The 15,369-nt window shown below is 73.1% G+C and carries 12 protein-coding genes; 6 read left to right on the forward strand and 6 right to left on the reverse strand.

Annotated elements, in window-relative coordinates; translation table 11 throughout:
- Nucleotides 1-87 precede the first annotated feature (87 nt).
- The 3 genes from AB0H82_RS15675 to AB0H82_RS15685 all read right to left on the reverse strand — a co-directional run bounded on the left by AB0H82_RS15675 (nucleotide 88) and on the right by AB0H82_RS15685 (nucleotide 3,088).
- Nucleotides 88-1,269, reverse strand: coding sequence for an ROK family transcriptional regulator (locus AB0H82_RS15675; RefSeq protein ID WP_362992870.1), 1,182 nt, complete (start codon nucleotides 1,267-1,269; stop codon nucleotides 88-90).
- Nucleotides 1,270-1,499: 230 nt separating this feature from the next.
- Nucleotides 1,500-2,117, reverse strand: a complete 618-nt coding sequence (locus AB0H82_RS15680) for a GNAT family N-acetyltransferase (RefSeq protein ID WP_362992872.1) — start codon at nucleotides 2,115-2,117, stop codon at nucleotides 1,500-1,502.
- A 23-nt stretch (nucleotides 2,118-2,140) separates the two neighbouring features.
- On the reverse strand, nucleotides 2,141-3,088 hold the full coding sequence (locus AB0H82_RS15685; protein ID WP_362992874.1) for a beta-ketoacyl-ACP synthase III: 948 nt from the start codon (nucleotides 3,086-3,088) through the stop codon (nucleotides 2,141-2,143).
- A gap of 267 nt (nucleotides 3,089-3,355) precedes the next feature.
- On the opposite strand from AB0H82_RS15685, the gene fdhD reads away from it, so the two are divergent.
- From fdhD to AB0H82_RS15700, 3 genes are all read left to right on the forward strand, one after another.
- Nucleotides 3,356-4,204 carry a formate dehydrogenase accessory sulfurtransferase FdhD gene (fdhD, locus tag AB0H82_RS15690; protein WP_362992876.1) on the forward strand — a complete coding sequence of 283 codons (849 nt, stop codon included), beginning with the start codon at nucleotides 3,356-3,358 and terminating at the stop codon, nucleotides 4,202-4,204.
- A gap of 189 nt (nucleotides 4,205-4,393) precedes the next feature.
- Complete coding sequence (locus tag AB0H82_RS15695) at nucleotides 4,394-6,283, forward strand: exo-alpha-sialidase (protein WP_362992878.1); 1,890 nt, start codon at nucleotides 4,394-4,396, stop codon at nucleotides 6,281-6,283.
- Between the two features lie 10 nt (nucleotides 6,284-6,293).
- Entirely contained in the window at nucleotides 6,294-7,547 is a 1,254-nt protein-coding gene (locus AB0H82_RS15700; RefSeq protein ID WP_362992880.1) for a DUF4185 domain-containing protein, read from the forward strand.
- On the opposite strand, the gene AB0H82_RS15705 is transcribed toward AB0H82_RS15700, so the two are convergent.
- Nucleotides 7,483-8,523 carry a bile acid:sodium symporter family protein gene (locus AB0H82_RS15705; protein WP_362992882.1) on the reverse strand — a complete coding sequence of 347 codons (1,041 nt, stop codon included), beginning with the start codon at nucleotides 8,521-8,523 and terminating at the stop codon, nucleotides 7,483-7,485. The two genes, AB0H82_RS15700 and AB0H82_RS15705, sit on opposite strands and share 65 nt — an antisense overlap.
- Before the next feature lie 143 nt (nucleotides 8,524-8,666).
- Here AB0H82_RS15705 and AB0H82_RS15710 point away from each other — a divergent pair, with 143 nt between their 5' ends.
- Nucleotides 8,667-9,536 (forward strand): LysR substrate-binding domain-containing protein, encoded by an 870-nt coding sequence (locus tag AB0H82_RS15710; protein WP_362992884.1) that lies wholly within the window; start codon nucleotides 8,667-8,669, stop codon nucleotides 9,534-9,536.
- An 18-nt stretch (nucleotides 9,537-9,554) separates the two neighbouring features.
- Here the strand turns inward: AB0H82_RS15710 and AB0H82_RS15715 are convergent, their stop codons facing one another.
- A complete protein-coding gene (locus AB0H82_RS15715) occupies nucleotides 9,555-10,532 on the reverse strand; it encodes an AsnC family transcriptional regulator (RefSeq protein WP_362992886.1) in 978 nt (325 codons plus the stop codon).
- Between the two features lie 126 nt (nucleotides 10,533-10,658).
- Here AB0H82_RS15715 and AB0H82_RS15720 point away from each other — a divergent pair, with 126 nt between their 5' ends.
- A complete protein-coding gene (locus AB0H82_RS15720) occupies nucleotides 10,659-12,158 on the forward strand; it encodes an MFS transporter (RefSeq protein ID WP_362992888.1) in 1,500 nt (499 codons plus the stop codon).
- Nucleotides 12,159-12,484: 326 nt separating this feature from the next.
- Here AB0H82_RS15720 and AB0H82_RS15725 read toward each other — a convergent pair whose 3' ends face one another.
- Nucleotides 12,485-13,168 (reverse strand): alpha/beta fold hydrolase, encoded by a 684-nt coding sequence (locus tag AB0H82_RS15725; RefSeq protein ID WP_362992890.1) that lies wholly within the window; start codon nucleotides 13,166-13,168, stop codon nucleotides 12,485-12,487.
- A 378-nt stretch (nucleotides 13,169-13,546) separates the two neighbouring features.
- Here AB0H82_RS15725 and AB0H82_RS15730 point away from each other — a divergent pair, with 378 nt between their 5' ends.
- Nucleotides 13,547-15,346: an AMP-binding protein gene (locus AB0H82_RS15730; protein WP_362993114.1), complete on the forward strand. Its 1,800-nt coding sequence runs from the start codon at nucleotides 13,547-13,549 to the stop codon at nucleotides 15,344-15,346.
- Nucleotides 15,347-15,369 lie beyond the last annotated feature (23 nt).

Raw genomic sequence — 15,369 nt, forward strand, 5'->3', positions numbered from 1 at the left:
CCGTAGAGGTCGGGCCGGGCCGGTGCGGGGCCGGTCAAGCCGGTGAAGAACAGGTGGCCGGTCGGGCCGGTGAGAACAGGTGGCCGCTCAGGCCGGTGAGAACAGGTGGTCGCTGATGAGCCGGGCGCCGCCGATGACTCCGGCTGTGGGGCCCAGCTCCCCGAGCACGATGGGGAGGTTGCCGGTCGCCAGGGGCAGCGACTGGCGGTAGACCTGGGTGCGGATCGCGGCGAGCAGCGTGTGGCCGAGCCCGGTCACGCCGCCGCCGATCACCACGAGGCCGGGGTTGAAGAAGCTGACGAGACTCGCGATGACCTGGCCGGTGCGGTTGCCGCCCTCGCGGATGAGGTCGAGCGCGGCGGGGTCGCCCGCGGCGGCGGCCGCCGCGACGTCGACGGCGGTGAGCCGTCCCGCCTCGTCGAGCCGCGTGGCGAGCTCCGCCGAACGCCCCTCCCTGGCCGCCTCCTCGGCGTCGCGGGCGAGCGCCGCGCCGCTGAAGTAGGCCTCCAGGCAGCCCCGGTTGCCGCAGGCGCAGGGGCGTCCGTCCGGTTCGGACTGGATGTGGCCGATGTCGCCGGCGCTGCCCGTCGTACCGCGGTGGACCTCACCGCCGACGACGATGCCGCAGCCGATGCCCGTGCCGATCTTGACGCAGAGGAAGTCGCCCACGGAGCGTGCGACGCCCGCGTGCTGCTCCCCCATCGCCATGAGGTTCACGTCGTTGTCGACCATGACGGGGCAGCCGAGGTCCTGGCTGAGGGCCTCCCGGACGGGGAAGCCGTCCCACCCCGGCATGATCGGCGGGGCGACGGGCACGCCCTCCGGGAAGCGGACCGGGCCCGGGACGCCGATGCCGGCGCCGTCGAACCCCTCCGCGAGCCCGGAGGCCTTCAGCTTGGCCGCCATGGCGAGGACCTGCTCGAAGACCGCGACCGGGCCCTCGCGCACGTCCATGGGCTGGTTGATGTGGCCGAGGACCTCCAGCTCGGCGTTGGTCACCGCAACGTCGACCGAGGTCGCGCCGATGTCCACGCCGAGGAAGCGGAGGGCCGGGGCCAGGCGGATGTTGTGGGAGCGGCGGCCGCCGCGCGAGGCGGCGAGTCCGTCGGCGACCACGAGTCCGGTCTCCAGGAGCCGGTCGACCTCCACGGCCAGTTTGGACCGTGAGAGGTCGATCTGATCGCCCAGCTGGGCGCGGGAGTTGGGTCCTCCGTCACGCAACAGGCGCAACAGGCGCGCCTGGTGTGTGTTGGCGGGTCGAGCCGTCATACGTCTCACGCGCCCCTCCCCGCCTCATCGGGCTTCCCATGCCGTTGCCCTCGGGCCGGCGCGCCGTCGCGCGGTCGCCGTCGCCTTCGGGCTTCCTTCAGGCTTTCGAGGGGAACGTAGCAGTGCCTGCCGGGGCTGGGAAGAAGTTGAGCGCGAATTACCCATGACTTTCTCCAGTCACAGGACAAAGGGGCGTACGGCCGTGTGTCACAGGCGCGTACGGCCGTGTGTCACAGGGGCGTACGGCCGTGCGTCCGGGCCGGCTTCCGGAGCATGCACCACGTGCGGGGGCCGTGGTCAGGCAGCGTGACGTCGGCCGTGACGGTGAAGCCGAGCCGCTCGTAGAACGCCACGTTCCGCTCGGTCGACGTCTCCAGGAAACACGGGTGGCCCGCGCGGTCGGCGGCCTCCAGGCCGGGTTCGAGCACCGCGCCGCCGAGGCCCTTGCCCTGCTCGTCCGGGTCGACGCCGACCGTGGCGAGGAACCACGCGGGGTACTGGGGACGGTGCGGAAGGAGCGCGCGGTCCGCCGAATCGAACCAGGGCGCGCGGTCGCCCGCGAGTTCCCCGATGAGCGGGCCGATGGCGGCGAAGCCGGGCGACGGGTCGCGGTCCGGCGTGGTCCAGACGGCGACGGCACGGCCCGCGTTGGCGACCCAGACGCGTCCGTACACCATTCCGATGCGGGTCAGGAAGAGTTCCTGGAAGCGCCGGATCCGCTCCTCGTGGCCGTCGGCGGCGACGACGTGGCGCGTGAAGGGGTAGTCGGCGAAAGCGCGGGCGAGGGTGTGCACGGCCACCGGCACGTCCTGCTCGATCAAGGGGCGTATGCGGTGGTCCGTCCTCATGTCTCTTCTCCCTGTCCGGTACGTCACGGGCAGCGTACGACCTGGCCCGCGTACGACAGGTTGCCGCCGAAGCCGAAGAGCAGGACCGGTTCTCCGGAGCTGACCTCACCGCGCTCCACCAGCTTGGACAGCGCCATCGGGATGCTCGCCGCCGAGGTGTTCCCGGAGTCGACGACATCGCGCGCGATCACGGCGTTCACGGCGCCGATGCGCTCGGCGAGCGGCTCGATGATCCGGAGGTTGGCCTGGTGCAGGACGACCGCGGCGAGGTCGGCCGGGGTCAGCCCCGCGCGCTCGCAGGCCGCGCGGGCGAGCGGCGGCAGTTGGGTCGTCGCCCAGCGGTAGACGCTCTGGCCCTCCTGGGCGAAGCGCGGCGGCGTGCCCTCGATGCGGACGGCGTTGCCCATCTCGGGCACCGAGCCCCACAGCACGGGGCCGATGCCGGGCTCCTCGCCCGGCCCGCACGCCTCGACGACGGCCGCGCCCGCCCCGTCGCCGGTCAGCACGCAGGTGGTCCGGTCCGTCCAGTCGGTGACCTCGGACATCTTGTCCGCGCCGATGACCAGGGCGCGCGTCGCGGCCCCGGCCCGCACGGTGTGGTCGGCGGTGGCGAGCGCGTGCGTGAAGCCCGCGCACACGACGTTGAGGTCCAGGGCGGCAGGGCCGGGGACGCCGAGGCGCGCGGCGACCCGGGCGGCCATGTTCGGCGAGCGGTCGATGGCCGTGGAGGTGGCGACCAGGACCAGGTCGATCGCGTCGGGGGTGAGGCCCGCGGCGGCCAGCGCCTTGCCGCCGGCGTGCGCGGCCAGCTCGTCGACCGGCTCCTCCGGGCCCGCGATGTGGCGGGTGCGGATGCCCACCCGGGACCGGATCCACTCGTCGCTGGTGTCGACCCTGCTCGCCAGCTCCTCGTTGGTGAGGATTCTGGCGGGCTGATAGTGGCCGACAGCGGCGATGCGCGAGCCGTGCATGTACGGGTCCCCCTTGATGCCGAAGATGCGGGACCCTCCAGTTTGGTCAGCGACTCACGAGTAACGGTGCACGTAATGCGACAGGAAAGGAGCGCAGGGTTTGGATGCTTCTCATGATGTGGTCACCCTCTGAAGAGCGGTGTGACCTTGTGTGTGAGTTCGTACAGGTTGTACGCCGCGCGTACCGGGGAGCCGACCGCAACCCGACTCCGCGCGTGCAGGACAATGAGATCCTCAAGCACGTACGGAACCGGGGCTGATCAAGACATGGGACGAGTCACGGAGCGACGCAAGGTGATCCGCGTCAGGGACGGTCACGTCTCGGAGCGGCCCGACACCCTCGTCGCGGAGGAACCCCTGGAGATCCGGCTGAACGGCAGGCCGCTCGCCATCACCATGCGCACCCCGGGCGACGACTTCGCGCTCGCGGCGGGCTTCCTGGTGAGCGAGGGCGTGCTCGCCTCGGCGGACGACCTGCGGTCGATCGTCTACTGCGCCGGGGCGCGCGATGACGGCTCCAACACGTACAACGTGGTCGACGTGCGGACCGCCGAGGGAGTCGTCCTCCCCGACATCACGCTCGAACGCAACGTCTACACCACCTCCTCGTGCGGACTGTGCGGCAAGGCGAGCCTCGACGCGGTCCGCACCACGGCGCGCTTCCCGATCGCCGACGCGCCCCCCGTCCTGCTCGGCACCGAACTGCTCGCGAGCCTCCCCGACCGGCTGCGCGCGGCGCAGCGCGTCTTCGACAGGACCGGAGGCCTGCACGCCGCGGCGCTCTTCGACGAGGAGGGCGCCCTCCTGGACATACGCGAGGACGTGGGGCGGCACAACGCCGTCGACAAGCTGGTCGGCCGCGCCCTGCGGAACGGGGACCTGCCGCTGTCCCGCGCCGTCCTGCTCGTCTCGGGCCGCGCCTCCTTCGAGCTGGCCCAGAAGGCCGTGATGGCCGGCATCCCGGTGCTCGCCGCGGTCTCCGCGCCGTCGTCGCTCGCCGTCGACCTGGCCGCCGAGACGGGGCTCACGCTGATCGGTTTCCTGCGGGGCTCCTCCATGAACGTGTATGCGGGTGAGCACCGCGTCGCCCTGCGGACCGCGCCCGCCGAGGGCTGACCCGGGCCGTACGTCCCGCCGCGCGACCGGCCGGAGCCGCACGAGCCTCACGCACGCTTCTTGTGGGGTGTCGGAGCCCGCAAGTAGCGTCGGTCCACGTACGTTGGACATGGGACGTGGGATGTCCACCACATCGCCAACGCCCGCCCTCGCCATGAGTCGCCGTCGCCATGAAAGGCGGACCGCACCATGCCATCAAGTCTCCCCGCACGCCGTGTACGCCTCAGATCGCTCCGCGCCGTCACCGCCGCCGTGACCGCGGTCGCGGTGGGCGCCCTGCTGCCCGCGCCGACCGCGGGGGCGGCGGAGTCGCCGCCGTTCGAGCAGCAGGTGCTGTTCAAGGCGGACCGGGATCCCGGCTACGCCTGCTTCCGCATCCCGGCCGTGGTGCGGACGACGAAGGGAACGCTGCTCGCCTTCGCGGAGGGCCGGGTCAACGACTGCGGCGACGCGGGCGACATAGATTTGGTGCTCAAGCGGTCGCACGACGGTGGCCGCACCTGGGGCCCGCTCCAGGTCGTCAACGAGGGCGCGGGCGACACGCACGGCAATCCGGCGCCGGTCGTGGACCGCGAGAGCGGCCGGATCCTGCTGGCGGAGACGTACAACACGGGCCGTACGGACGGCAGGAACTGCGACGTGCCGTGCGACCGCACCCCGCACCTGCAGTACAGCGACGACGACGGCCGCAGCTGGTCGGCGCCGCGCGACCTGAGCGACCAGATCCTGCCGAAGCACTGGAACTCCTGGTACGCGACCGGGCCCGTGCACGGACTCCAGCTGACCCGCGGCCGGCACGCGGGGCGGCTCGTCCTCACCGCCAACACCGAGACGTGGGACGGCGGCCGGGTCACCGCCAACCACGCCGCGCTGATCGTCAGCGACGACGGCGGCGACCACTGGAAGATCGGCGCGACGGACTCGTACCCGATACCGGCCGGCGGCACGTTCCGTCAGAAGCCGTCCGAGATGACCATCACCGAACGGCCCGACGGCGCGATCCACGTCAGCGGCCGCGAACAGGACGGCACGGACCTGGGCCACCGCACGCAGACGGTCAGCCGGGACGGCGGCGACTCCTTCACCGCCCCCTTCCGCGCGATCCCCGACCTGTACACGCCCCAAGTGCAGGGCTCCACCCTGCAGTTCGGCAAGCGGATGCTGCTCGCCTGCCCCGCCGACCCGGACCGCCGCCGCACGATGCAGATCCGCTCGTCCTACGACGGCGGCCGCACCTGGGACAGCGTCGACCGCGGCACCACGGTGACCACCGACTGGTCCGGCTACTCCGACATGGTGCGGGCCGACCGGACCCACGTCGGCCTGATGTACGAGGGCGGCGCGGTGGACGCGCGCGACGAGATCCGCTTCGCCCGCTTCACCGAGGACTGGCTGAAGCCGCGCCGGGGCCCGGATCCGACCACCCGCGACCACGCGCCGGGCGCCCGGCCCGCCCTCGTGCTCGGCGGGGCGCGCGGAGTGCCCGGCCGCTTCGGCGGCGCACTCGACTTCGACGGCACGGACGACGCCGTACGACTGCCGTACCGGCGCCAACTGCCGCTGGGCACAGCGGATTTCACGGCCTCGCTCTGGTTCCGCTACTCCGCGACGGCCGGCGAGCAGCCGCTGCTGTGGATGGGCGGCATCGGCACCAACCAGCCGCAGGTGTGGCTGCGCGGCGAGCCCGCGAGCGACCGCGTGACCGGCCTGATCACCACCCGGGACGGCGTCACGCCCCCGAAGTCCGCGTTCGTGCGCACGACGGGCGCGTACAACGACGGCCAGTGGCACCACATCGCGCTGCGCCGCGGCGCCGGCCGCCTGACGCTGTTCCTCGACGGCACACAGGTCACCGCCGCGGACGTGCCCGGCTCGGTCAGCCGCAACTCCCCCTTCGGCGTGCACATCGGCCAACGGCTCGACAGCCGGGCCCACTTCTCCGGCTCCGTCGACGAAGTGCGGGTCTACGACAGGGCGTTGGACGATGCCGAGGTGGAAGCCCTGCGCACCGGCGATGCTCCTGTGACACGGGACACCGTCGTGCGGCTCCCCATGGACCGGGTGCGCGACAGCAACTAACGTCCCCGGCGTGTCCGCCCGTGAACGTCCCGCGCCGGGGGCGCGCAGCGTCTGGCTCGTCCTGCTGCTCGCCCTGGTCTGCGCGGCCGTCCTGCTCATCGCCCTCCCGGAAGACGACCGGGAGGGCGATGCGGCATGCAGGCCCCGCACCGTCGCCTCCTGGACCGCCGACGACAGGTCCACCGGGGAGTTCGCGCGCTACGGAGACGACATGACGCGCACCGACGACTGGACCGGCGGCGACGGCACGCACTCGGTGCGGCTGCCGGACGGGCGCGTGCTGTGGCTGTTCTCCGACACCTTCCTCGGCCGGGTCCACGCGCCACCGAACCAGGCGGGCCAGCCGCACACCTGGCGCGACCCGAACACGCCCATGGTCCGCAACTCGGCCGTGGTGATGTCCCGTTCGGGCACCCTGCAGCGCACCCTCGCCGCGCCGCTCTTCCCCGACCCGGCGCCCCAGGAGTGGCGCTGGCCGGTGGCGGCCCGCGTGGAGCCCCGCTCGTCCGGCTCGGAGGAGCGCGTCGTGCGCGTCCTGCTGTGGAACCGCATGGCGAGCCAGGGGCCGTGGATCTACGGCGTGCCCGTCGCCACGGAGGTCGCCACGCTCTCCCTGCCCGACCTGCGCGTCGAGGGCATCACCAAGGTCTCGGACCAGCGGTCGGTCGCCGATCCGGAGAAGCGGGTCCTGTACGGCGCGGCGGCGGTCGACGACGACGGCTGGACGTACGTCTTCGGCGGCACGGACGCGCAGGCGACCTCGCGCCCCTCCTCGGACGCCCATGTCGCGCGCGTCCCGCACGGGAGCCTCGCGGAACCGGACGCCTGGGAGTACTGGGACGGCGAGGCGTGGGGGCACGACGTCACGCCTCGGCCCGTGCTCGGGGACGGCAAGCGGAAGGGGGTGGGGAGCGCGTTCACGGTGGTGCGGGACGACGGGACGTACGTGCTGTTCACCATGGCCGCGGGCACCGAGGGCCTGACCACCGTGACCTCGTACTGGTCCTGCTCCCCCACCGGCCCCTGGCACGGCCCCAGCAAGGCGTTCGAGGCCCCTCTGCCCAAGGACAGCGCCGTCCGCCAGGAGACGGCCGCGTACAACCCGCAGGCCCATCCGGCGCTCGGCGGCGACGGCCGTCTCGTCCTCAGCTACGACGTCAACTGGCTGGACGCGACGCCCGCCAACGCGCAGGCCAACGTCACCCGGAACGTGTCGCTGTACCGGCCGCGGTTCGTTTCCCTGCGGCTGGCGGCGGCTCGCTGACGAACTCCCGCGGATCGCGCGAGCGGCGCTTGGCGATGACCGCGCAGACCATCAGCTGCATCTGGTGGAAGAGCATCAGCGGCAGCACGGCCAGCGAGGCGTCGGCGCCGAACAGGACGCTCGCCATGGGCAGTCCGGCCGCCAGGGACTTCTTCGACCCGGCGAACTGGATCGCGACGCGGTCGGCCCGGCCGAAACCGAGCCGCTTCGCCCCGTACCAGGTCAGCGTCAGCATGACGGTCAGCAGCACCGCCTCGACGCCGAGCAGCGCGAGCAGTCGCAGCGGGTGCACCTGGCCCCAGATGCCCTGCACCATGCCCTCGCTGAACGCGGTGTAGACGACGAGGAGGATCGACCCGCGGTCCACGTATCCGAGGATCTTCTTGTGGCGCGCTATGAAGCCGCCCACCCACCGGCGCAGGAGCTGCCCGGCGAGGAACGGCACGAGCAGCTGCAGCACGATCTTGAGGAGCGAGTCCGCCGAGAAGCCGCCGCCGCTGTCGCCGAGCAGGGCGGCCGCGAGCAGCGGGGTGAGCACGATGCCGGCCAGCGAGGAGAAGGAGCCCGCGCAGATCGCCGCGGGGACGTTGCCGCGGGCCATCGACGTGAAGGCGATGGACGACTGGATGGTCGAGGGCACCAGGGTGAGGAAGAGGAAGCCGCTGAAGAGCGCGGGCGTGAGGACGTACGGGACGAGTCCCCTCGCCGCGAGTCCGAGCAGCGGGAAGACGACGAACGTGCAGGCCAGGACCGTGACGTGGAGCCGCCAGTGCTTGAGTCCGTCGAGTGCCTCGCGGGTGGAGAGCCGGGCCCCGTAGAGGAAGAAGAGCAGCGCGACGGCGCCGGTGGAGGCGCCGGACGCGACATCGGCGGCGGTGCCGCGGGCGGGCAGCAGGGCCGCGAGGCCCACGGTCGCGAGCAACGCCACGATGTACGGGTCGACCGGCATCCAGGACGGCCACTTCAGGCGTTTCACGGTGCTCCATGCTCTCGGGGGCGGGGGTGCCCCGGATCGGGGGTGTCCTCTCCATGATCCTCCCGGTGGGGGTGATCGGGAATCCCGTACACCGCTCTGACTGCCATCACGTTCCGCGATAGCCAGGGTCTAGGCTGGCAGGCGTGTACGACCCCTCACAGCTCCGTACGTTCCTCGCGGTCGCCCAGACGCTGAGCTTCACGCGGGCCGCCCGCAGGCTGAACCTGCGCCAGTCCACCGTCAGCCAGCACGTGCGCCGCCTTGAAGACGCCGCCGGGCGGCAGCTGTTCACGCGCGACACCCACAGCGTGGAGCTGACCGAGGACGGCGAGGCCATGCTCGGCTTCGCCCGCCGGATCCTGGCGGCGCACGAACAGGCGGCGGCGTTCTTCGCGGGCAAGCGCCTCGGCGGACGGCTGCGGTTCGGGGCGTCCGAGGACTTCGTCCTGACGCGGCTCACCGACATCCTGGAGGCGTTCCGGCACGACCACCCCGACGTCGACCTGGAGCTGACGGTCGAGCTGTCCGGCACGCTCCACCAGCGTCTCGACGCGGGCAAGCTCGACCTGGTGCTCGCCAAGCGGCGCCCGGAGGACCCGCGCGGCGAGCTGGTGTGGCGGGACGACCTGGTCTGGATCGGTGCCGAGCGGCTGCGCCTCGACCCGGAGCGGCCGGTGCCGCTGATCGTCTATCCGCCGCCCGGCATCACCCGCGCCCTCGCCTTCGAGGCGCTGGAGCGCCGGGGCCGCGCCTGGCGGGTGGCCTGCACGAGCGGCAGCCTCAGCGGCCTCGTGGCGGCGGCCCGTGCCGGGCTCGGCGTGATGGCCCACTCGCGGGGCCTGATCCCGCCGGGCCTGGTCCGCGTCCCCGACCGCGCCGGCCTGCCGGAGCTCGGTCCGGTGGACTTCGTGCTGCTGCACGGCGAGCGGCGCGCGCCGGCCCAGGACGCGGCGGACGCCCTCGCGGCGGCGATCCTGGCGGGCGGGGACCGGCTGCACCGGGGCGGGCGCTGACGCCGTCCGCGGCCTGCCTCAGCGCAGCGGTCGCGGATACGTCAGCTCCTTGAAGCGGCGCAGATAGGGCGCCGACTCGACGTGCCGCACCCCGTCGAGCGAGCCCAGGCTGCCGCTGAGGTAGGCGTAGAGCTCGTCGGTGTCGCGGGTCAGGACGGTCGCCATCAGGTTGACCGACCCGGTGATGGCAGAGACGTGGGCGATCTCGGGGTGCCCGGCCATCGCCCGGCCCACCCGGTCGAGCGCGCCCGGGGCGACGGTGACCCAGAGCATCGCGGCGGTGGTGAAGCCGAAGCGCGCGGTGTCGTACTCGGTGTCGAGGTAGAGCGCGCCCGAGCCGAGCAGCGCGGCGACACGGCGCTTGACGGCGGACTCGGAGCGGCCGGTGAGCCGCTGCAGTTCGGGGTAGGTGACGCGGCCGTCGGCCTTCAGGGCGGTGACCAGCGGCTCGTCGTCGGGGGTGATGCGGGCGGGGCCCGGCACGGCCGGCGGCTCGGCGGGGCCGAGCGCGGCGACCTGCTCGTCGGAGAGCGGGCGGTGCTTTCCGATCCAGCCGGTGCGGCCGCCGTAGAAGCGGTGCATCAGCTGGTGTGCGGTGATCTCGATGAGCTTGCGGGTGCGCAGGAGCTTGCCGAAGAGCAGGTCGTCGTAGTCGGCCGGGGTGCGCGGCAGCGACAGGCAGACCACTTCGGTGCCGGCCGAGGTGAGGTGGACCCATGCCGTGTCGGGGCGGCGGGCCAGTGCGGCCGCGATGGCCTCGGCGCCGTCGGGCGTGCAGCGCAGGCGCAGCATCCACTCGTCGTGGCCGAGCCGCCGGGTGTCACGGACGCCGACGATGCGCAGGCCCGCCTCGGCGCGCAGGCGGCGGAAGCGGCGGGCGACGGTCTGGTCGGAGACGCCGAGGACGCCCGCGATGCGGCTGAAAGAGGCCCTGCCGTCGACTTCCAGGGCGTGCAGCAGCTGGAGGTCCAGGTCGTCGAGGACATCGGATTCCATCGCTGTAGAGCCCCCAAATGTCGGATCAGTGCGCCGGACAGGCCTCTGGCACCGGCTTCGTTCGCCGTCGGCTCATCGTACGAGGACGTCCGCGGGTGTCGGGCGACGAGTCGGAGGAACAAGGAAATGCGCACATGGGGGCCGCTCACGGCGGTGTCTCTGGGGACGTTCATGCTCTTGCTGGACGTGACGATCGTGATCGTGGCTCTGCCCGACATGGCGCGGGCGCTGGACGCCTCGCTGAGCGATCTGCAGTGGGTGATCGACGGCTACGCGCTCGCACTGGCCGCGCTGCTGCTGGGCGTCGGCGCCGCGGCCGACGTGTTCGGCAGGCGGCGGCTCAACGTCGTCGGCACCGCGCTGTTCGCGGTGGCCTCGCTGGGCTGCGGGCTCGCCTCGGACGCGGGCCTGCTGGTGGCGGCGCGCGCCGTGCAGGGGCTCGGCGCCGCCGCGATGCTCGCGACGACGCTGCCGCTGCTCGGCGCCGCCTACCAGGGGCGCGACCGGTCGGCCGCGCTCGGCGTGTGGGGCGCGGTGAGCGGCGCGTCGGCCGCGCTCGGTCCGATCGTGGGCGGGCTGCTCACGGAGGGGCCCGGCTGGCGCTGGATCTTCTTCGTGAACCTGCCGGTCAGCGTGGCGTCGATCTGGCTGACGCTGCGGGTCGTGCCGGAGTCGAAGGGGCCCGCGGGGCGCCGGGTCGACTGGGCGGGCACGGCGGCGTTCGCGAGCTTCGCGGGCGCGGGGACGTACGGGGTGCTGCGCGGCGGGGCGGACGGCTGGGCCTCGGCGGCCGCCGTGACGTCCTTCGCGGTCTCGGCGCTGGCGCTGCTCTGCTTCGTCCTCGTCGAGCGGCGCGTCGCGCAGCCGCTCCTCGACCTGCGGCTGCTGCGCAAGCCCGCCTTCACCGGGGTGCTGATCGGTGCCATCGGCTACAACGGTGCCGCCTTCGGCGTCGTGCCGTACCTCTCCATCTGGCTGCAGACCGTGCTCGGCATGAGTCCGGTGCGCGGCAGTCTGGTGCTGCTGCCGCTCGCCGGGACGTCGTTCGTGGTGGCGCTGGTCGCCGGGCGGCTGCTGCACGGGGTGGCGCCGCGCCTGGTCATCGGGGTGGGGCTGCTGCTGATCGGCGGGGGCGGGCTGTGCCTGGCGGTGCTCGACGCCGGGTCGTCGTGGGGCGCGCTCGCGCCGGGGCTCACGCTCACGGGCGTCGGCGCCGGTCTGGTCGCGCCGGCCCTGGCGGGGGCGGCGCTCGCCGCGGTGCCTCCCGCCAACGCCGGGATGGCGGGCGGCGCGGTCAACACGTTCCGCCAGCTCGGGTACGCGGTCGGGGTCGCCCTGTTCGGGACGGTGCTCACCGCGCGCATGCAGGATTCGCTCGGCCGCGAGGCGGCGCACACCGTCGCGGGCGGCGGCGCCCCGGCGCTGCACGGCACGGTGCCGGAGCACGCGGTGCGCGCGGCCTTCGCGTCGGGCCTCAACGGGGCTTCGCTGGCGGCGGGGGTGGCGGGTCTGGTCGCGGGTGTCCTGGTGCTCGTGATGGTGCGGGCGCCGGGGGCCGGGCACCGGGCGCCGTCCGTGGCAGCGCCCGCACAGCCGGGAGAGGAGGCGCTGACGGCGCGTCGCTGACGGTACGTCACAGGCGGTGCGTCACACGCGGTGGCCGTCGCGGACCCGTCACCGGGGCTGTCCACGTAGTGGGCACCTTGGTGGCGGGTCTCGTGCATCGGCCAGCGATGCGCCCGCCACCGCGGCCACGGACCCCGACGCGGACATCCGCGCGTACGCGGCCCGCTCCCCACTGACGACGCCCACACCCAAAAGCCCCGAACACGCCGTCTCGGCAGCCGCGGCCGTCGGCCTCACGACCGTCGGGACCGCCCCCCGCCCCCGAAGCCGGACCCACTGCGCCGCGCGGTCCCACGGCGGCACGCGCCCCTTCGCCGCCGGGCCCGCTACGTCGCCGGACGCGGTTCCGAGCCGCGTGCCACCTCCTCGGGGAGTGGGCCGAGGTGCAGGAGGCCGCCGACCGTCGCCGTCGTCAGTGTGTGCCAGGTGGATGCGTCGCGCAGCATCGTGTGGCCGCTGCCCGCCATCGTCACCAGGGTCGCGTCCGCGCCTGCCGCGGCCGCCCGGGTCACGTACTCGGCGGACTCCGCGGGGTCGGTCGTCCCGTCCCGGTCGCCGTGCAGCAGGACCACGCCGCGGCCCCGCAAGTGGTCGACCGGCTCTCCCGGTGGGCACCAGGGGGCCAGGCCCACCACGGCCCGGACCGAGGGGTGACCGGCCGCGCGCAGGGCGGCGCGGGCGCCCATGGAGTGGCCGACCAGGACGACCGGCGCGCCTCCGATGCGCGGCGCCAGCGCGTCGAGCGCGCGGCGGGCGTCCCTGGCGGCGTCCTCCCGCTCGCCGTTCCAGCCCCGGCAGCGGTAGCGGACCTGGCCCACCACGACGCCCTGCGCGCCGAAGGCCCTTCTGACGGCGCGCGCGAAGGGCCGCATGCGCAGACTCGGCAGGTTCCAGGGAAGGGGTGTCGACGTCCCGTGCTCCCGGCCTCCGTGCAGGAGGAGGACGGCCGCCCGAGGGGGCGCGGAGACGCGCGGGAGGACCAGGGGGGAGCGGGGCGGGTCGGCGGACATGGACACGGAGGCTCCTTCGGCGTCGCGGCGGCTCCTTCAGCGTCATGGCGGCGAAACCCCCGCAAACACCCCGGACCGGCCCACATACTGGAACGCGAAGTACAACGCCGGGAGACCTGTACGAGTTCCCCCGCCGGCGCCGACACGCGGCATGCCGCGTACAGATTCGGTGGAGATTACGCCACCGAAACTTACTCCGCCGTAAGTAAGTTGTCCCGCCCTTCCCCTTGTGGCCGCATTTCCACCGGCTGACCTGTGCCGATGGACCGTTCCGACCGCGCTGGAACCCCCTCCCGAAGGCGCGCGGCGTGGGGTACGGTCACGGCGCTGTGCGGAGCGCCACAAGGAGCATCATTGCGCGAGTTCACGAATCCTCCGATGGCGTCGGTGCCGCTGGTGGGCGGCCTCGCCGACGCCGTGTTCGACCATGCCGTCGAGGACCCGACGCGCATCGCCTTCGGCCGCAAGACCGACGGGCGCTGGTCCGACGTCACCGCGGCCGAGTTCCGCGACGAGGTGCTGGCCCTGGCCAAGGGCCTGATCGCGCAGGGCGTGCGGTTCGGGGACCGCGTGGCCATCATGTCCCGTACGCGGTACGAGTGGACGCTCTTCGACTTCGCGCTGTGGACGATCGGCGCCCAGGTCGTGCCGATCTACCCGACGTCCTCCGCCGACCAGGTCCTGTGGATGCTGCACGACGCGCAGGTGTCGGCCGCGATGGTCGAGCACGAGGACCACGCGATGACGATCGGCTCGGTCGTCGACCGGCTGCCGCAGCTGCGCCGGCTGTGGCAGCTGGACGCCGACGCGGTCGGCGAGCTGACCGGCGCGGGGCGGGAGATCGACGACGACGTGGTGCACCGGCACCGCCGCGCGGTCACGCCCGACTCGATCGCCACGATCATCTACACGTCCGGCACGACGGGCCGCCCCAAGGGCTGCCTGATCTCGCACGCGAACTTCATGTTCGAGGCGGACGTGATGGTGGGGCGCTGGGAGCCGGTGTTCCACTCCAAGCGGGGCGACGAGGCGACGACGCTGCTCTTCCTGCCGCTGGCGCACGTCTTCGGCCGCATGGTGCAGGTGGCGGCGGTGCGCGGCCGGGTCAAGATGGGGCACCAGCCCAACCTGAACGCGGCGGCGCTGCTGCCCGACCTGGCCGCGTTCCGGCCCTCGTTCATCCTCGCCGTGCCGTACATCTTCGAGAAGGTCTTCAACGCGGCCCGGCGCAAGGCGGAGAAGGACGGCAGGGCGGGCCCGTTCGACAAGGCCGTCGAGTGCGCCGTGCGGTACGCCGACGCGCTGGAGGCGAAGGCGTTCGGGACGGGTCCGGGGCCCTCGGCGGGGCTGCGGATGCAGCACCAGCTCTTCGACAAGCTCGTCTATTCCAAGGTGCGGGAGGCGATGGGCGGCCGGGTGCGGCACGCGATGTCCGGCGGCTCCGGGATGGACCGCAGGCTCGGCCTGTTCTTCGCGGGCGCGGGCGTGACGATCTACGAGGGGTACGGCCTGACCGAGTCGACGGCCGCCGCGACCGCCAACCCGCCCGAGCGCACCCGCTACGGCACGGTCGGCCCGGCCATCCCCGGCACGACGGTGCACATCGCGGAGGACGGCGAGGTGTGGCTGCGCGGCGGCAACGTCTTCCAGGGCTATCTCAACGACCCCAAGGCCACCGACGCGACCCTGCGGGACGGCTGGCTGGCCACCGGCGACCTGGGCGCGCTCGACGAGGACGGCTATCTGACGATCACGGGGCGCAAGAAGGAGATCCTGGTGACGTCCGGCGGCAAGAGTGTGTCGCCGGCCCAGCTGGAGGAGCGGGTGCGCGACCATCCGCTGGTCGCCCAGTGCGTCGTCGTCGGCAACGACCGGCCCTACATCGCGGCGCTCGTCACGCTGGACTCCGAGGCCGTGGAGCACTGGCTGACCATGCGCCGCAAGCCGCAGCTGCCCCCGGGCGAGCTGGTGCGCGACCCGGATCTGGAGACCGAGGTGCGGCGGGCCGTCGTCGCCGCCAACACCCTTGTCTCGCAAGCCGAATCGATCCGTACGTTCCGCATACTGGCGCATCAGTTCACCGAGGAGCACGGCCTGCTTACGCCGTCGCTGAAGCTGAAGCGGAAGGCGATCGAGACAGTGTACTCGGCCGAGGTCGACGCGCTGTACCGCAACTAGTTATTGACGGTTCGTCAGGTCGC

Origin of the sequence: Streptomyces sp. NPDC050732 (genome assembly GCF_040654255.1) — a bacterium.
Classification (GTDB): Bacteria; Actinomycetota; Actinomycetes; order Streptomycetales; family Streptomycetaceae; genus Streptomyces.